Source organism: Streptomyces sp. NBC_01476, from assembly GCF_036227265.1.
In the GTDB taxonomy this organism is placed as follows: domain Bacteria; phylum Actinomycetota; class Actinomycetes; order Streptomycetales; family Streptomycetaceae; genus Actinacidiphila.
In genome coordinates this window covers 7,276,583-7,293,261 of the sequence record NZ_CP109446.1, presented here as the reverse complement: position 1 = coordinate 7,293,261, position 16,679 = coordinate 7,276,583, and the positions used below count along the sequence as shown (strand labels likewise).

The 16,679-nt window shown below is 70.6% G+C and carries 15 protein-coding genes; 9 read left to right on the top strand and 6 right to left on the bottom strand.

The features are described from left to right. Positions 1 to 270 precede the first annotated feature (270 nt). Positions 271 to 1,590, bottom strand: a complete 1,320-nt coding sequence (locus OG552_RS31740; protein WP_329138812.1) for an MFS transporter — start codon at positions 1,588 to 1,590, stop codon at positions 271 to 273. A 113-nt stretch (positions 1,591 to 1,703) separates the two neighbouring features. Here OG552_RS31740 and OG552_RS31735 point away from each other — a divergent pair, with 113 nt between their 5' ends. Beyond that, complete coding sequence (locus OG552_RS31735) at positions 1,704 to 2,621, top strand: LysR family transcriptional regulator (protein WP_329138811.1); 918 nt, start codon at positions 1,704 to 1,706, stop codon at positions 2,619 to 2,621. Between the two features lie 43 nt (positions 2,622 to 2,664). Here OG552_RS31735 and OG552_RS31730 read toward each other — a convergent pair whose 3' ends face one another. Beyond that, a complete protein-coding gene (locus tag OG552_RS31730; RefSeq protein WP_329138809.1) occupies positions 2,665 to 3,642 on the bottom strand; it encodes a YihY/virulence factor BrkB family protein in 978 nt (325 codons plus the stop codon). A gap of 454 nt (positions 3,643 to 4,096) precedes the next feature. Then, complete coding sequence (locus OG552_RS31725) at positions 4,097 to 4,309, bottom strand: hypothetical protein (RefSeq protein ID WP_329138807.1); 213 nt, start codon at positions 4,307 to 4,309, stop codon at positions 4,097 to 4,099. A gap of 491 nt (positions 4,310 to 4,800) precedes the next feature. On the opposite strand from OG552_RS31725, the gene OG552_RS31720 reads away from it, so the two are divergent. After that, positions 4,801 to 5,115 carry a hypothetical protein gene (locus OG552_RS31720; protein ID WP_329138804.1) on the top strand — a complete coding sequence of 105 codons (315 nt, stop codon included), beginning with the start codon at positions 4,801 to 4,803 and terminating at the stop codon, positions 5,113 to 5,115. A gap of 79 nt (positions 5,116 to 5,194) precedes the next feature. Here OG552_RS31720 and OG552_RS31715 read toward each other — a convergent pair whose 3' ends face one another. Beyond that, a complete protein-coding gene (locus tag OG552_RS31715) occupies positions 5,195 to 6,214 on the bottom strand; it encodes a LacI family DNA-binding transcriptional regulator (protein WP_329141299.1) in 1,020 nt (339 codons plus the stop codon). A gap of 274 nt (positions 6,215 to 6,488) precedes the next feature. Here OG552_RS31715 and OG552_RS31710 point away from each other — a divergent pair, with 274 nt between their 5' ends. From OG552_RS31710 to OG552_RS31690, 5 genes are all read left to right on the top strand, one after another. Then, positions 6,489 to 7,412 (top strand): carbohydrate ABC transporter permease, encoded by a 924-nt coding sequence (locus OG552_RS31710; RefSeq protein ID WP_329138803.1) that lies wholly within the window; start codon positions 6,489 to 6,491, stop codon positions 7,410 to 7,412. A 3-nt stretch (positions 7,413 to 7,415) separates the two neighbouring features. Then, the gene (locus tag OG552_RS31705) at positions 7,416 to 8,366 is read left to right on the top strand and encodes a carbohydrate ABC transporter permease (RefSeq protein ID WP_329138801.1); all 951 of its coding nucleotides are present in this window, start codon (positions 7,416 to 7,418) and stop codon (positions 8,364 to 8,366) included. A gap of 114 nt (positions 8,367 to 8,480) precedes the next feature. Beyond that, a complete protein-coding gene (locus tag OG552_RS31700) occupies positions 8,481 to 9,830 on the top strand; it encodes an ABC transporter substrate-binding protein (protein ID WP_329138799.1) in 1,350 nt (449 codons plus the stop codon). A 368-nt stretch (positions 9,831 to 10,198) separates the two neighbouring features. Beyond that, entirely contained in the window at positions 10,199 to 11,188 is a 990-nt protein-coding gene (locus tag OG552_RS31695; protein WP_329141297.1) for a LacI family DNA-binding transcriptional regulator, read from the top strand. A 182-nt stretch (positions 11,189 to 11,370) separates the two neighbouring features. After that, positions 11,371 to 13,137, top strand: a complete 1,767-nt coding sequence (locus OG552_RS31690) for a glycoside hydrolase family 35 protein (protein ID WP_329138798.1) — start codon at positions 11,371 to 11,373, stop codon at positions 13,135 to 13,137. 26 nt (positions 13,138 to 13,163) lie between these two features. Here OG552_RS31690 and OG552_RS31685 read toward each other — a convergent pair whose 3' ends face one another. Both OG552_RS31685 and OG552_RS31680 read right to left on the bottom strand, forming a co-directional pair. Continuing rightward, positions 13,164 to 13,721 carry an ABC transporter permease gene (locus OG552_RS31685; RefSeq protein ID WP_329138796.1) on the bottom strand — a complete coding sequence of 186 codons (558 nt, stop codon included), beginning with the start codon at positions 13,719 to 13,721 and terminating at the stop codon, positions 13,164 to 13,166. A gap of 205 nt (positions 13,722 to 13,926) precedes the next feature. Continuing rightward, positions 13,927 to 14,544, bottom strand: a complete 618-nt coding sequence (locus OG552_RS31680) for a DUF308 domain-containing protein (RefSeq protein ID WP_329138794.1) — start codon at positions 14,542 to 14,544, stop codon at positions 13,927 to 13,929. 176 nt (positions 14,545 to 14,720) lie between these two features. Here OG552_RS31680 and OG552_RS31675 point away from each other — a divergent pair, with 176 nt between their 5' ends. Then, positions 14,721 to 15,905, top strand: a complete 1,185-nt coding sequence (locus OG552_RS31675) for a sensor histidine kinase (protein ID WP_329138792.1) — start codon at positions 14,721 to 14,723, stop codon at positions 15,903 to 15,905. Next, positions 15,902 to 16,561 carry a response regulator transcription factor gene (locus tag OG552_RS31670; protein ID WP_329138791.1) on the top strand — a complete coding sequence of 220 codons (660 nt, stop codon included), beginning with the start codon at positions 15,902 to 15,904 and terminating at the stop codon, positions 16,559 to 16,561. The genes OG552_RS31675 and OG552_RS31670 overlap by 4 nt, the downstream gene beginning before the upstream one ends. Positions 16,562 to 16,679 lie beyond the last annotated feature (118 nt).

Sequence of the window (16,679 nt, the reverse complement as noted above, 5' to 3'; positions counted from 1 at the left end):
CGACGGCATTCGCGTCGAAGCTCGCCTGGCCCCACCTCGTCCGCCGCGGTGGGGACGTGATCATCCACGTCGCCTCGGAGGCCGGCCTGACAACCAGGCGGCGCGGGACGCGATCCGGCCGGGCGTCCTGCATCACCGGCGCCAACTACCCGGTGGGACTGCGGGGCGACAGCTTGGTAACCCTCAACAGCCCCCCCGCCGGCAGGTGGTTCGCGGGTGTGACGGCACAAGAGCGCGGGCGCCCCGCTCCTACGCGGCGCCCGCCGCGGGTCACGCCTTGCTCGCGGTCCGGCGGGCCGTGCGGGCGAGGAGCGCGGCCGCGGTCATGACGACGAGGAGGGCGCCGGTGAACCAGAGCATCGCCGTGGTGGCCGGGACGGACCGGGTCGCGATACCGAGGCCGATGGCCGGGACGATCAACCCGAGGTAGGAGATCAGGAACAGCCCGGCCAGGGCGGAGCCGCGCTGCGCCGGGGCCGCGGCGCGGACGACCGTGCCGACCGCCGACTTGAAGAGCACACCCGCACCCGCGCCGGCCAGCGCGCCGCCGATCAGGAACGCGGCCAGGTCGGACTCCCGCATACCCATGGCCAGGACGACCACCCCTGCGGCTTCGCCGAGGAGCCCGGTGGCCAGGCGCGTCCCGGCGGTCATCCGGCTGGTCGCGGACTGGGCGAGCGCGGCGGCGCCGAAGACCAGGAACACGGTGACGCCGGCGAGCAGGCGGCTCGGGTGGTGCAGGGTGCCCCCCACGAAAGCCGGGGCGAGAGAGGTGAAGAGACCGAAGACCGCGAAGGCGCTGAACCCGCTGACGACGGCGGCGAGGTAGCCGGCGCGGTCGCCGGAGGGAGCAGAGACGGTCTGCGGCCGCCAGGCGGGACGCTGGGGCAGTTCGGCGACAGTCTCGGGTGCGGCGGCAACGGCGGCGATACCGAGCAGCAGCAGGATCGCGAAGACCGCGTACGGGGTGCGGAGCGGTTCGGTGACGAACTGGGCGAGGAAGCCGGCCACCAGGGGGCCGACCCCGAGACCGCCGATGTTCGCGGCCGTCGAGACCACCTCGAAGCGGCCGTGTCCGGCACCGGGCCGGCTGCCGGAGTGCAGTTCGTGCAGGTGGGCCGTCGCCGTGGCGGTGATCATGCCGACGCCCAGGCCGGTCACGAACCGCGCCACGATCAGGCCGGGCAGCGCGGGCCAGACCAGGAACAGCACGGCGGCGACGGCTTCGAGGGCCAGCGCCGGTAGCAGGACGCGCTTGCGGCCGACCCCGTCGGAGATGTGGCCCGCCAGCATCAGGCTCACGACGACGCCGACCGCGTAGACAGCGAAGACGACGGTGATCATGAAGGTGGAGAAGCCGTCACGGTGCTGGTAGAGCGGGTAGAGCGGGGTCGGGACGGTCGAGAAGGCCATCGCGGTCAGGAAGGTGGCGGCGATGAGCCAGAAGCCGATGGTGTGCCGGCGGGAGCCGCGGGCGGGGGGTGCGTTCCGCGCCGCGGCGGACCTGGGCTGCGCCGTGCCGGTCGCGGTGCCCGTCGTGGTGCCCGTCGTGGTGCCGGTCTTCGCGTCTGTCGTCGTCTCTGTCGTCATGTCGGTCCTCCGTGGTCGTCGCGTCCACGGTGCTCCGCCCGATCCATCATGTCCAACAATTGTTCGTGCTCGGATCAAGCACCATCCGTGATGGATGTGAGACGGTTGCGGGCATGGAGCTGAGGCAGCTGGAGTACTTCGTGGCCGTGGCCGAAGAACTCAACTTCACCCGGGCCGCCGAGCGCCTGCACGTGGTGCAGTCCGGGGTGTCCGCGACCTTGAAGGCGCTCGAAAGGGAACTCGGTGTCCCGCTGCTCGACCGCAGCTCACGGCGGGTGGCGCTGACCGACGCCGGGGCCGCGCTCCTGCCCAAGGCCCGGGCCGCGCTCGACGCCGTGGAGGACGCCCGCGACGCCGTCGGCGAGGTGGCCGGCGGCCTGCGGGGCACGCTGCGGATCGGCACGCTGACGTCGATCGCGGTGATCGACCTGCCGGCCCTTCTCGGGCGGTACCACCGCCTGCACCCGAGGGTGGCCCTGCGGCTGACGGCTGCCCCGTCCGGTTCGGGCGGGCTGGCCGCCGCACTGGCGGAAGGCGCGCTCGACCTCGCGTTCGTCTCCCTGCCGGGGCAGCCGCCGGCCGGAGTGCGCCTGCGGGAACTGGCCTCCGCCCCGATGGACCTGGTGGTGCCGGCCGGGCACCGGCTCGCCGAACGGACGTCGGTGGCACTGACGGAGCTGGCCGGGGAGTGGTTCGTGGATTTCCCGGCGGGCTACGGCAATCGCACCGTCACCGACCGCGCGTTCGCCGCGGCCGGGCTGGACCGGCAAGTGGCCATCGAGATCACCGACATCGCCACCGCAGCGGCCTTCGTCCGGCAGGGACTGGGCATCGCGCTGCTGCCGCGGTTCATCGTCCCCCGGCGCGACGACGTACGGCAGTTGACGGTGACCGGCGCGGATCTGCGCTGGCCCCTGTCACTGGCGGTGTCGCGGAACCGGCGGCTCGGCGCCGCGGCGCAGGCCCTGGTGGCGATGGCCACCGGCGCTGCCGCAGTGGACCCGGCACCGCCGGAGACGCCGAATCGCTGAGCCTACGGCGCGCCCGGGCGGGCCCTGTGACCTGAGACCTCGTTCACAGCTTGCGGGTGTCGCGGGGCTCGGCGTACGGCTCCTCGTCCGCCGGGTGGCCGGTCTCGATGGCGCGGCCCCGTTCGAGTTCCGCGTTGAACTCCAGGCCCAGCAGGATGGCGGTGTTGGAGAGCCACAGCCACATCAGGAAGATGATCACCGCGGCGAGGCTGCCGTAGGTCCGGTTGTAGCTGGAGAAGTGCCCGACGTAGAGGGCGAAGAGCGCGGAGATGACGATCCAGATGAGTACGGCGACGAAGCTGCCCGGGGTCACCCAGCTGAAGCCGCGTCTGACGTTGGGTGCGGCCCAGTAGAGAAGCGCGATGACCAGGGCGAACAGGATCACCAGCACCGGCCATTTGGCGTAGTTCCACACGGTCACGCCGGTGTGCCCGATGCCGAGCAGTTGCCCGGTCCGGTCGGCGAGCGTGCCGGTGAACACCACGCCGACGGCGATGGCGGCCAGCAGCAGTACCACGGCGACGGTGACACCCAGCCGGACCGGCAGGGTCTTCCAGACCGGTCGCCCCTCGCCGATGTCGTACACGGCGTTCGAGGCACGCATGAAAGCCGCGATGTAGCCGGAGGCCGACCACAGGGCGAGCAGAATTCCGAGGACCAGCGCGCTGACGGCCTGGCCCTGATTCCGCTCCAGTTGCTTGAGCGCGTTGGTGATGACGTCGCGGGCGGCGCCGGGCGCGAGTGGGGCCAGGTTGTCGATCAGCGGCTGGATGCTGGAACTCCCCAGCAGTCCCAGGATCGAGACCAGGGCGAGCAGTGCGGGAAAGATCGCCAGCACTCCGTAGTAGGTCAGGCCGGCCGCCCAGTCCGACAGGTTGTCAGCCTTGAACTCCTTGACGGTACGTCCGATGGCGGCGCGCCATGTCCGCCCGGCAAGACCGGTCGGCGCCTCGGCGGGTCGCTCCGATGCGGGTCCTTCGGCCGGAGCGGTGCGGTCGCCCGGTACCCAGCGCTGTGCCACGGCCACCGTCCCTGTCGTCAGTGCGGCCCGCGTCCGCCGGAGGCCGGCCGCCTGGCGGGTCCTGAACTCCGGCACGCACCCGGAAGCGCTTCCGTGACGCGGGCGGCCATCGTCTCCCCGAAGCCGCGCCTCTCCCCGGCGACCCGCTGAGCCGGCGGGCGCACTCCCCCGGTTGCCACGAGACGGGACAACCGCGCCGTCACACCTGCGGCCCACGCCGGCGCCGCTCAGGCACCCGCGATCCTGGGCTTTCCAGCGTGCGCATTACCGCAGCCGCTGCCGGCCGACGCCCTGGCAGCTCGGCTTCGCCCTCCTGCTCCGCCGCGCAGGGGGTCGTCGACCGGATGGTCCCGACGCAGGCCCCCACCTGGACGAACTCCGCGAGTGCGGCGGGCAGCGCCCTCTCCGCAGCCGCGGTCGGCCGGCTCGTCGAGTCGACGCCCCGGGCGGTCTCTCAGTTCCCGCCGGACTGAAGGTCGGGCGCGTCCGGGTCGGTGGACTTCTGCGGCATGATCGAGGTGTCGGACTCCTCGTCCGCGGTCCCCGCGGCGCGGCGCGCCGGGCCGGCGGACGGCTTGTCGGACCCGGTGTCCCGCGACCCCTTCGCGCCCCGCTCCTCCTGCGGTTCTTCCCTGATTTCGTCATCCTTGCGCGACGCTCTGGCCATGGGGTCCACTCCTACGGAAGATGGGTTCTTGTCGATTGCCGGGCGGGGTCCGCCTCAGGACCGGCCCAGCGCACACGGCGTCCGGGCGCACATCCGTCACACCCCGTCATGCTCCCTCCCGCAAAGAGAGTCCGCATCCGGAGATACGCTGACCGGAATTACGGAAATCCCGACTCCCGGGGTATCCGCCACGGAGCCATTCCGCGACGGATATCCGGTCCCTTCCGCAGCCGGCGGTCTTCAGCGTCTCCGCCCTGCCGTCCATTCGTCCCGAGGCCGTCCGCACCGTGAAGAAAAAAGGCGTCGCACCCGATCCGGCCACCTTTCGATGCACCCTGGCCTTCGCAGCACCCTTGCGGAGCAAGCGATTTGACAGCCGGAACCACCCGTATTTCGCTGGAAGGAGAGGCGAGAAGACGGCCGTGGCGCCTGCGAGAATCTTCAGTCGCCTGAAGCGTCTGCGCCCATCCGGATGAGCGAAGGAGAAGGGCATGAAGAACGAGCGACCCGACAGCATCGACACCGAGGGAAAAGCCGTTCCGCCCTACGAGGGCCGTCGCCAAGCCGCATCCGCAAGTGGCCGCGAGGAGATGCCGGCCCGGGGCGGAGCGAAAACCGGCGGGGCGACGGGACCCGTCGAAGACGAGGAGATGAAGGCGGCCGATCCGGAGTCGACTCCCGGTGGGGCCACGGAGTCGCCCGCGGACGAGAAGACCGCCCGCCGGAGGAAGCGGTCCCGCTCCGATGACGAAGGCACCGGCCCGGCCCACCAGCGCGGAGCCCCCCGCGCCGAGGACCAGTCCTGACCGGGTCCGGATCCTGACCCGGTCCGGCGAGGCACGAGGCACGACGCACGAGGCACAAAAGGGAAAGGCCCGCGCCTCGTCAGCCACCCGCCGGCGGCGCCGTGCTGGCCCGTAGCGTGAGCCTGGTCGGCACCAGCACCGTGCCCGGCTCCGGCGCCTGCTCGGCGATCTGCCGCAGCACGCCCTCGACGCAGCGGCGGCCGACCTCGGCGAAGTCCTGGTGGACGGTGGTCAGCGGCGGTACGAAGGAGGCCGCCTCGGGGATGTCGTCGAAGCCGACCACGCTGACGTCGTGCGGCACCCGGCGCCCGCGTTCGTGCAGGGCGCGCAGCAGTCCCAGCGCCATCTGGTCGTTGGCGGCGAATACCGCGGTGCACGCGGGGTCTTCGGCCAGCCCCAGCCCCGCCCGGTAGCCGGACTCGGCCGTCCAGTCGCCGCGGACCGGCGGCGGGGCGGTGCGGCCGGCCGCCTCCAGCGCATCACGCCAGGCCCGCTCCCGGCGCTGCGCGGCGAAGGAGTCCTCGGGTCCGGCGAGGTGCCGGACGGTGGCGTGGCCGAGGTCGAGCAGGTGACGTACCGCCAGGTGGGCACCGCCGACCTGGTCGGTGTCGACCACGCTGTAGTGGTCGCCGGCGTCGGAGTCGACGACCACGACCTGCACGTGCGGCGGCAGCGAGATCGTAGCGGCGTCCAGCAGGTGCACCTCCATGATCACGATGATCCCGTCGACGGCGAGTTCACCGAGCCGGGTGAAGGCACCACGTACCCCGGTCTGGGTCGGCACGGCCACCGGCTGGAGGGTGATCGCGTAGCCCTGCTGTGCCGCGCTGGCGGCGATCGCTTCCAGCGTGCGGACGTTGCCGGTGGTGGACAGGGTGAACAAGATGACGCCCAGCGTGCGGAACTCGCCGCGCTTGAGCGCCCGCGCGGCACTGTTCGGCCGGTAGCCGAGCTGCTTCATCGCGGCCAGCACCCGCTCGCGGGTGCCGGCGACCACCCCCGGGTGCCCGTTGGAGACGCGGGAGACGGTCTGCGACGAGACGCCGGCGAGCTGGGCGACGTCGGCCATGGAGGCGCCCCGCCGCCTGCGCCGGGCCATCGCGCCCTCGGCCGGCGCGGGCGCCGAACCGACCGCTGGGCCCTGCACTGCTTCCTCCACGCCCCGCCCCTCTCGCCCCCACGTCCGGCGGCCAGCTGGAACCTGGGCACAACCCTTGACGCCCACCGACCTGCAATGTAAGCATCACGTTAATCAATGTTTGCGTAAACGTCCATGGCGGCCACACTCCTCGGGATCGCCATGGTTGCGTAATCATCACCCTCGTCGCCCGAACCGCGGCGAAGGTCGGAACAGCGACGTCAGGGGATCGGTCATGGCTGTCATCTCGCCCCCGTCAGCGGCGGGTCGCGCCGCTCCGCCCCGAAGGCGCGGCAGCGGGCGGCGATGGATCGGCTGGGGCTTCGTGGGGCCCTTCCTGATCGTCTTCGCGCTGGTCTTCCTCGCGCCGATCGCGTACTCGGTCTATCTGAGCCTGTACCGGGACCAGTTGATCGGCGGCAACCACTTCGTCGGCTTCGACAACTACCAGCAGGCGTTCCAGGACCACGAGTTCTGGTCCGGTACCGGCCGGGTGGGCCTGTTCCTGGTGGTCCAGGTGCCGATCATGCTGGGCATCGCGCTGCTGGTGGCGCTGGCGCTGGACAGCGGGCGGCTGTACGGCCGGGACTTCTTCCGCATCTCGATCTTCCTGCCCTACGCGGTGCCCGCGGTGGTGGCCACCTTGATGTGGGGCTTCATGTACGGCAAGCAGTTCGGCCTGGTCGCCAACATCGACGACCACTTCAACGTCACCCTGCCCGACCCGCTCTCCCCGCACCTGGTGCTCGCCAGCATCGGCAACATCGTCACCTGGGAGTTCGTCGGCTACAACATGCTGATCTTCTACGCGGCGCTGCGGGTGATCCCGCAGTCGCTCTACGAGGCCGCGGAGATCGACGGCGCGGGACAGTGGCGGATCATCGCGGCGATCAAGATCCCGGCGATCCGCGGTGCGCTGGTCATCGCCACGATCTTCTCGATCATCGGCAGCTTCCAGCTCTTCAACGAGCCCAGCATCCTCAAGTCGCTGGCGCCCAACGCCATTACGACCTACTTCACCCCGAACCTCTACACCTACTCGCTCTCCTTCGCCGGCCAGCAGCACAACTACGCAGCGACGGTCGCGATCGTCATGGGGGTCGTCACGATGATCGTCGCCTACGTCGTCCAGTTGCGCGGCATGCGCAAGGAGGTCTGAGCCGTGGCCACCAATGTCACCGACGGCGCGCACACCCGGCCGCCCCGGCTCAGGACCCGCCCCGCGCCCCGCACCCGGCGCCCGGCGCGCCGCCGCCGCACCGCCGCCGGCCGGCCGCGTCGCAGCGTCCTGCTGACCGTACTGACCGGCATCGTGGTGCTCTACACCCTGGTGCCGCTGGCCTGGCTCTTCATCAACGCGTGCAAGACGCAGCCCCATCTGCTGGACTCCTTCGGCCTGTGGTTCAGCGGCCACTTCGCGCTGTGGGACAACATCAGGGAGACCTTCACCTACAACGACCACATCTTCGTGCGCTGGTTGCTGAACACACTGCTGTACGTGGTGGTGGGCGCCGGCGGGGCGACCCTCCTGGCGGTGCTGGGCGGCTACGGGCTGGCGAAGTTCGACTTCGCCGGCAAGCGCGCGGTCTTCGCGGTGGTCATCGGCGCGGTCGCCGTCCCCGGCGCGGCACTCGCGGTGCCGACGTTCCTGATGTTCAGCAAGATGGGCCTGACCGACACCCCATGGGCGGTGATCATCCCCTCGCTGATCTCGCCGTTCGGCCTGTACTTGATGTGGGTCTTCGCGACCGAGGCCATCCCCGTCGAACTGCTGGAAGCGGCCCGGGTGGACGGCTCCGGGGAGCTGCGCACCTTCTTCCGGATCAGCCTGCCCCTGCTGGCGCCCGGCATCGTCACGGTGCTGCTCTTCACGATGGTGGCGACCTGGAACAACTACTTCCTGCCACTGATCATGATCAAGAACCCGGACTGGTACCCGCTCACCCTCGGGATCAACTCCTGGAACGCCCAGGCCCGCACCGTCGGCGGTGAGCCGGTCTTCAACCTGGTGATCACCGGGTCGCTGCTGACCATCGTGCCGCTGATCGCGGCCTTCCTGCTGCTCCAGCGCTACTGGCAGTCGGGGCTCGCCGCCGGCAGCGTCAAGGAGTGATCACCGGCGCCGTCCGGCGCCGCCACGTCCCCCCGCTGGTCCTCTCCCCGGCACACGTTTGTGCCGCGGCAGGGCCGGCTCCGCAGAACATCACGTACAACGGAGTGGAATGAGATGACGAACACAGTGGTTCGCCGTTGGGCGCAGGGTGTCGCGGTGCTCGCCACCGCCGCCCTCGGGCTGACGGCATGCGGCTCTTCCGGGGGTTCCGACTCCGGCTCGGGCAGCAAGACGTCCGGTGCGAACGCGGTCCAGTCGGCGCTGGCCAAGGGCGGCGACATCACGGTGTGGGCGTGGGAGCCGACCCTCAAGCAGGTTGTCGCCGACTTCCAGACCAAGTACCCCAAGGTCCATGTGAAGTTGATCAACGCCGGTACCGGCAACGACCAGTACACCGCGCTGCAGAACGCCGTACAGGCCGGCAAGGGTGTGCCGGACGTGGCGCAGATCGAGTACTACGCGCTGGGCCAGTTCGCCCTCGGCAAGTCGGTCGCGGACCTCAGCCCGTACGGTGCCAAGAGCCTGGCCAAGACCTACTCGCCCGGTCCGTGGAACTCGGTGAACGTCAACGGCGGTGTCTACGGGCTGCCGATGGACTCCGGCCCGATGGCGCTGTTCTACAACAAGAAGGTCTTCGACAAGTACAAGATCCCGGTGCCCACCACCTGGGACCAGTATCTGGACGACGCCCGCAAGCTGCACCAGGCCGATCCGAAGGCGTACATCACCAGCGACACCGGGGACGCCGGCATGACCACCAGCCTGATATGGCAGGCCGGCGGCAAGCCCTACACGGTCGACGGCACGAAGGTCTCGGTCGACTTCGGCAGCGACCAGGGCACCGCCGCTTACACCAAGGTCTGGCAGCAACTGGTCTCCGGGCACCTGCTGTCCCCCGTGACCGGCTGGACCGACCAGTGGTACAAGGGCCTGGCCGACGGCACCATCGCCACGCTGACCACCGGCGCTTGGATGCCGGCCAACTTCACCTCGGGGGTGGCCGCCGCCTCCGGTGACTGGCGGGTCGCCCCGCTGCCGCAGTGGCAGGCCGGCGCGCAGGCCAGCGCCGAGAACGGCGGCAGTTCGCTCGCGGTGATGCAGGCGAGCAAGAACAAGGAACTCGCGTACGCCTTCCTGCAGTACGCCGACCAGGGCGCCGGTGTGCAGACCCGCATCAAGGGCGGCGCCTTCCCGGCGACGACCGCGGACCTGAACTCCCCCGCGTTCCTGAACACCGCGTTCCCGTACTTCGGCGGCCAGCAGGCCAACAAGATCTTCTCGCAGTCCGCCAAGAACGTGCTGCGCGGCTGGTCCTACCTGCCCTTCCAGGTCTACGCCAACTCGATCTTCAACGACACCGTCGGCAAGGCGTACGTCTCCGCCACAACCCTGACCAGCGGTCTCAAATCCTGGCAGGACGCCTCGGTGAAGTACGGCAAGCAGCAGGGCTTCAGCGTCAGTTGACGCCCCGCACGGGCGGGTGGTGGGGGCCCCGGAAGAACGGCCGGGCCCCCGCCGCTCCCCGGTACGTGGCCGGCGCTTCCCCCGGACCGGGTGGGTCAGCAGAGGCACTACCGGCCCACCCGGGGAATCGGGCTGGTGGCAGCGCACCACAGCCACCATGGTTACGTAAACATATGTCTCCGGCGGAGCCGCCGCAAGACGGCCGCAGAGCCTAGACTTCTGGTGACCAGTGGCCGGGCACACGGCCGACACCCGTGGCAGTGAGGTGCGCGACTCCGGTGGAGAACATTGCAGATGCCGGCCGGGACGACGACGGAGCGCGTCCTGAGGGTGCGGGCGCTCCCGGACGGCGCAGGCGCGGCGCGTCGATGGCGGATGTGGCACAACTGGCGGGGGTGTCCGCGCAGACGGTCTCCCGCGTGTCGAACGGCTTTCCCGGGGTGGTGGAGTCGACCCGGCAGCAGGTGCTCGCCGCGATGAAGGAACTGGGCTACCGCCCCAACAGCGCGGCCCGCGCGCTGAAGCGCGGTGAATTCCGCACGCTCGGCGTGATCCTCTTCAACATGTCGACCACCGGCAACATGCGCACGCTGGAGGCGGTCGCCCTGTCGGCCGCCCAGGAGGGCTACGCCACCACGCTGATGCCGGTGACCGTCCCGTCGCAGGACGAGGTGCGTGGCGCCTTCACCCGGCTCGGTGAACTCGCCGTCGACGGTGTCGTACTCCTCATGGAGGTGCACCTGCTCGACGCAGCGATGGTGTCGCTGCCGCCGAACGCCCAGGTGGTCGTGGTCGATTCCAACGCCGGAGACCGCTACTGCGTGGTCGACACCGACCAGGCCGGGGGCGCCAGGGCCGCGGTGCGGCACCTGCTCGACCTCGGCCACGAGACCGTCTGGCACGTCGCCGGGCCCGAAGGCTCGTTCTCCGCCGAGCGGCGGGTGGACACCTGGCGCTCGGTGCTCACCGAGGCCGGGTGCGAGGTGCCCGAACCGCTGCGCGGCGACTGGTCGGCGGAGTCCGGCTACCTGGCCGGCCGGCAGATCGCCGCCGACCGCTCCTGCACCGCGGTCTTCGTCGCCAACGACCAGATGGCCCTGGGGGTGCTGCGCGCCCTGCACGACGGCGGGCGCAGGGTCCCGGAGGACGTCAGCGTGGTCGGCTTCGACGACATCCCCGAGGCCGCCTCCTTCATCCCGCCGCTCACCACGGTCCACCAGGACTTCCCGGAAGTCGGGCGGCGCTGCGTGGAAGGGGTGCTGCGGCAGATCCGCAATGACACCGCGGAGAAGGGCACCACTCTCGTTCCGACCCGGCTGGTGACCCGCGCCAGCACCGCGCCCCGCGCCGGTCGCTGACCGCCCCGGCGGCTCCCGGCCGGGGTCCGCCGCCGGGGAAGCCGCCGAGGCCGGCCGGCGCCCATCGGCTCTTCCGCTCCAGCGTCTTGACACTTCAGAAACCCCTAGTCAGACTCACAGTGACAGATGGTTGCGCAAACATCGATCTTGCGTTCCGGCCTGACGTAGAGGACCACCACTCCATGCCCGCTTTGCGTATCGACCAAGCCGGCTTCCGTCTCGACGGAGAGCCGTTCCGCATCATCTCCGGCGGTCTGCACTACTTCCGTGTGCATCCCGGCCAGTGGCGGGACCGGCTGCGCAAGGCCCGGCTGCTGGGCCTGAACACGGTGGACACCTACATCCCGTGGAACCTCCACCAGCCGCGGCCGGACCGCTGGCGGTGGGACGGCGCACTCGACCTGACCGCCTTCATCGAGCTGGCGCGGGACGAGGGCCTGCACGTCCTGCTGCGGCCCGGCCCGTACATCTGCGCCGAGTGGGAGGGCGGCGGGCTGCCGTCCTGGCTGCTCGCCGAGCCCGGCATCCAGCTGCGCAGCACCGACCCGCGCTATCTGGCCGCGGCCGACGGCTACTTCGACGAGCTGGTGCCCCGCGTACTGCCGTATCTGGGTACGCGGGGCGGGCCGGTGCTTGCGGTGCAGGTGGAGAACGAGTTCGGGGCCTACAACCAGGGTGCCACCGACGACGGCGCCGCCCACCTCGCCCATCTGCACGCGGCGCTGCGCGAACGCGGCGTGGACGTACCGCTGTTCACCTGCGACCAGCCAACGGACCTCGCCCGGGGCAGCATCCCCGGCGTACTGAGCACCGTGAACTTCGGCAGCGGCGCGGCCCGGAACCTGGCCGCGCTGCGCGAGCACCAGCCCGAAGGGCCTCTGATGTGCGCCGAGTTCTGGAACGGCTGGTTCGACCGCTGGGGCGGTGTGCACGTGGTCCGTCCCGCGGCCGACGCCGCCGCCGAGCTGGACACGATGCTGGCGGCGGGCGCGAGCGTCAACCTCTACATGTTCCACGGCGGCACCAACTTCGGCTTCACCAACGGCGCCAACGACAAACACACCTACCGGCCCACCGTGACCTCCTACGACTACGACGCGCCGCTGGACGAAGCAGGCGACCCCACCGCGAAGTTCGCCGCCTTCCGCGAAGTCATAGCCCGGTACGAACCGGTGCCGGACGACCCGCTGCCCGAACCGTCGAAGAAGCTCAACCTGCTGGGCGTCGAACTGACCGAGCGGGCACCGCTGTTCGACGGCCTCGACGTCCTGGGCGCCGCCGTGGCGGACGAGCGGCCACTGACCATGGAGGAACTGGGCCAGGACTTCGGCTTCGTGCTCTACCAGGCGCGGCTCGACACCCCCGGCCCGGCGCTGCTGCACGCACCCGGTGTGCGCGACCGCGCCCAGGTCTTCCTCGGCGGCCAGCCGGTCGGCGTGCTGGAGCGGGAGAACCACGAGCACACCCTCACCTTCACCGTGCCGGCCGGCGGCGCCGACCTCACCGTGCTGGTGGAGAACCAGGGCCGGGTCAACTACGGTCAGGGCATCCACGACCGCAAGGGCCTGGTCGGACCGGTCACCGTCAACGGCTCCCCGCTGAACGGCGGCTGGCGCAGCCGCCCGCTGCCGCTCGACGACCTCGGGGGCCTGCGCTACCTCCCGGCCGCCGGCCCCGGCGTGGGCCCCGCTTTCCACCGCGGCACCTTCGAGGTGACCGAACCCGCCGACACCTACCTGGACCTGTCCGGCTGGACCAAGGGCTGCGCCTGGGTCAACGGCTTCGCGCTGGGCCGCTACTGGTCCCGCGGCCCGCAGCAACGCCTCTACGTGCCAGGACCTGTGCTCCGCCAGGGCGGCAACGACGTCGTCGTACTCGAACTGCACGCGACCGCCCGCACCACGGTCGACCTGCGCGACGCCCCTGCCCTCGGCCCCACGGAGGAGTGACCCGCGCGGACGGCCGGTGTGCCGGCTCAAGCGCGGCGGGCGACGCTTCTGGCGCGCAGCCGGTCCGCGGTGATGGCCAGGCCGAGGACGCAACCGAGCACGATGTTGGTGTAGTTGGAGTTGATCTGCAGGGTGGTCAGGCCGTTGTTGATCAGTTCGAGCAGGACGGTGCCCGCCACGATGCCGACGATGCGGCCCTGCCCGCCGACCAGGCTCACCCCGCCGATGACGGCCGCGGCGATCGCGGACAGCTCCCAGCCGACACCGACACCGCTGGCCGAGCCGACACCCATCCGGCCGAGCACCATGATCCCGGCGAACGCCGACAGCAGCGAGCTGACGACGTACATCGACACGATCCGCCGGTCACCGCGGATACCGGCCGGCCGGGCCGCCTCCGCGTTGCCGCCGACCGCGTACACCTGACGGCCCGCGTAGGTGCGTTCCAGGAAGAACCAGGCGGCGATCGCGACGATCACGAAGAGGATCAGCGGCAGCGGGATCTGCGCCACGTACGTCTGGCCGACGTCGCCGAAGAAGCCGCCGATGCCGGTGATCGCACCCTCGGGATCAGCACCGTCCACCGGCCAGGCGTATGGCCCAACGACACCTACCGCATCCAGAACATCAACGGCAGCGGAACCTCCATCTCCCTGTCCACCATCAACGCATCCGGCCGCGACCGCCTCCGCCACGTCCTGGGGACTCTGACTCACCGCGGGCACCCGACGGGCTCGGCCGTCGGGTGCCCGCGGGTGTGTCTGAGTCCTCCCGCACCACGGACCGCGGTCAGTGGCCGCGTCGGCCGCGCACGCTCAGGGCGACGGCGGAGACGAGGAACCAGAAGGCACCGAAGGCCGAGTATCCGGCGATGGTGGAGAGCCCGCTCGTCGCCGAGTCGGACGTGGCGGCGAAGGACGCACCGGCGACGACGGACAGCCCGCCGCTGATGATCATGGGCCACTGGGCGCCGACGGTGCGCCGGCGCCGGATCGCCACGACAAGCTGGATCGCTCCGGACAGCAGGGCCCAGATGCCGAACACAAGGAGGGCCTTGCCGATGGTGGAGAAGACGGCGGCGACCATCCCGATGGTGGCGGCCAGGCCGAGAACGGTGTTGACGGCGGAGACACGGTCCGCCGAACCGGTGCCGGTACCGGTGCCGACACCGGTCCCGGCCATACGGCGTTCGAGGAGCGTGGCGACGCTGTCCCACAGGGGGTAGATGACGAGCAGTACTGCCGCGATCACCGTGGGTGTGTCCGGCGAGTCGAGCGAGCCGGAGGTCGTGACGACGAGTGCCACCCAGATCAGGGAGAAGACGACGCGGATCAGGTAGAGCGATCGGAGCCCGGAGGGCGTCGTCGTGGTCGCGGTCGTGGTCGAAGTTATGGTGGTCTGAGTCATGGGGTGTCCCTGCGTGATGGTGTGAGGCGGTTGCCCCGCTGAGGAGTCTCGGGCTCCCCGGGCAGGACCGCGTACTTCGAACGAAGTAGTTCTCCGGCCTTCGCCGGTCGACGAGGGTTCGCCGTCTACACCATTCGAAGTACACGCCCGCGGCACGGGCGAACGAGAATCAGGTCATGGTCAGCGCACAGAACGATCAGGACGGGCCGGCGGCGCCCCTGTGGGTCCGCCGCCCCGAGGTGCTGCACCGCGTCGCCTACGCGGTGGCCGCGCTGGTGTTCGCCGGCCAGATCGTGGCCGTGACAGTGCGGGGATCGGACTGGCCGACGGTCCTGTCCGTACTGCTCGCCGGTGGCGGTGTCGCCCTGTCCTGGTGGAAGCCGTGGGCAGGGCTGGTCGTGACGAGCGGGGCGTCCTTCGCCGTCACCGCGGTGGGCCAGGACCCCCTGTCGGTGTGGATGATGGCGGTGCTCGTGCTGTTCTCGGTCACCTTGAGAGGAAAGCGAGCGCTTGCCGGAACCGTGGTCGTGGCGGCGGCCCTCCTGGGAGCGTTCATGACCGTAGGGGGGTTCCGTGGTGGCGCGGTCGTGGGCGCCGCCGCCCTCTTCTCGGCCATCGCGGGAGGTGCGACCGGGGGCGCGCTCCGCATCCACCGGGACCACTGGTGGATTCTGGAGGAACGGGCCGAGAGCGCCATCGCCACCCGCGAGATCGAAGCCACCCGGCGCGTGACCGAAGAACGGCTCCGCATCGCCCGGGACCTCCATGACGTCATCGGCCACCAGGTCGCGATGCTGAGCCTGCATCTCGGCGCTGCCGAGATCGGACTTCCCGAGGGCTCAGAATCGTCCCGGCAGGCCCTCGTCTCCGCCAGGTCCAGCGCCCGCACCGTCGTCGTCGAGACGCAACGGATCCTCGCGCTGCTGCGCCGCGAGGACGACATCTCCGACGACGAGGCGCTCCGGCCGGTCCCGGCGCTGAGCGGCCTGGAAGGACTCGTCGCCTCGTTCGAGAGCATCGGCCTCGACGTCCGGCCCTCCATCGACATCCCCACGGTTTTCGTGGAGCCCAGCGTCGGCGTGACGGTCTACCGGGTCGTCCAGGAAGCACTGACGAATGCCTACCGGCATGGAGAGGGGAAAGCGACGGTGGAGGTGCGCGAGCGCGACGGCAGGATCTGCGTCACCGTGGAGAATCCCGTCGGTCGTGCGCTGCGCGGCTCCGGCCCGGGCAGCGGACTCGGACTCGTGGGGATGCGCGAACGCGTCGAGTCCTCCAGCGGGCGGCTGACGATCGACCGCGACGGCGGGCGATTCCGGGTCCGTGCGGAGTTCAGCCCTCTGGGAGCCGTCCTGCGATGACGCGCATTCTGATCGTCGACGACCAGGACGACGTGCGGGCCGGCATCCGGGCGATGCTTCTGCTCGACCCGGGCCTCATCGTCGCGGGTGATCTCTCCGACGGACTCCAGGCCGTCCCCTTCCTCCGGGCCCACCCCGTCGACCTGGTCCTGATGGACATCCGGATGCCCGGCATCGACGGGGTCGAAGCCACCCGCCGGATCCGCGAGGAGCACCCGCCCGAGAAGCTGCGGGTGATCGTGCTGACCACGTTCGACCACGACGACATCGTTCTCGCCGCCCTGCGCGCGGGCGCCAACGGTTTCCTGAGCAAGACCGTGAGCCCCGCTGAACTCGTCGCCGGGATCGCCGAGGTCATGGGCGGTGGTGGTGCGCTGTCCGCCGCCGCGACGGCCGCGCTCATCGGTCACATGACCGACAGTCCGCCGCCGGTGATCGACCAGGAGCTGCTGCGGCGCTTCGACGCTCTGACGCCCCGGGAGCGGGACGTGATCGTGCTCGTTGCGAGCGGTCTCGGCAACGACGAGATCGCGGCCCAGTTGCACGTCTCGCCGTTCACCGTGAAGACCCACGCCGTGCGGGCCATGACGAAGGTCGGCGCACGTGATCGAGCGCAACTGGTCTCGTTCACCTTCCGGGCCGGCCTCTATCCCTGAGCCTGCCGGGCAGGCGCCTATTGGTGGACCAGCGGCAGAAGGCCGCGGTCCACGGCTGGAACACCAGGTCGCGCCGCAGCGCAAGTGTCGTCCACGGTCGCCGAGTTCGTGCCGCCGG

Bases quoted from the DNA above. Each gene is read 5' to 3' on its own strand.
- OG552_RS31715 (WP_329141299.1), bottom strand. From the start codon at position 6,214: ATGGCCCGGCGCAGGCGGCGGGGCGCCTCCATGGCCGACGTCGCCCAG.
- OG552_RS31700 (WP_329138799.1), top strand. From the start codon at position 8,481: ATGACGAACACAGTGGTTCGCCGTTGGGCGCAGGGTGTCGCGGTGCTC.
- OG552_RS31675 (WP_329138792.1), top strand. From the start codon at position 14,721: ATGGTCAGCGCACAGAACGATCAGGACGGGCCGGCGGCGCCCCTGTGG.
- OG552_RS31680 (WP_329138794.1), bottom strand. From the start codon at position 14,544: ATGACTCAGACCACCATAACTTCGACCACGACCGCGACCACGACGACG.
- OG552_RS31725 (WP_329138807.1), bottom strand. From the start codon at position 4,309: ATGGCCAGAGCGTCGCGCAAGGATGACGAAATCAGGGAAGAACCGCAG.
- OG552_RS31695 (WP_329141297.1), top strand. From the start codon at position 10,199: ATGGCGGATGTGGCACAACTGGCGGGGGTGTCCGCGCAGACGGTCTCC.
- OG552_RS31670 (WP_329138791.1), top strand. From the start codon at position 15,902: ATGACGCGCATTCTGATCGTCGACGACCAGGACGACGTGCGGGCCGGC.
- OG552_RS31710 (WP_329138803.1), top strand. From the start codon at position 6,489: ATGGCTGTCATCTCGCCCCCGTCAGCGGCGGGTCGCGCCGCTCCGCCC.
- OG552_RS31735 (WP_329138811.1), top strand. From the start codon at position 1,704: ATGGAGCTGAGGCAGCTGGAGTACTTCGTGGCCGTGGCCGAAGAACTC.
- OG552_RS31740 (WP_329138812.1), bottom strand. From the start codon at position 1,590: ATGACGACAGAGACGACGACAGACGCGAAGACCGGCACCACGACGGGC.
- OG552_RS31690 (WP_329138798.1), top strand. From the start codon at position 11,371: ATGCCCGCTTTGCGTATCGACCAAGCCGGCTTCCGTCTCGACGGAGAG.
- OG552_RS31720 (WP_329138804.1), top strand. From the start codon at position 4,801: ATGAAGAACGAGCGACCCGACAGCATCGACACCGAGGGAAAAGCCGTT.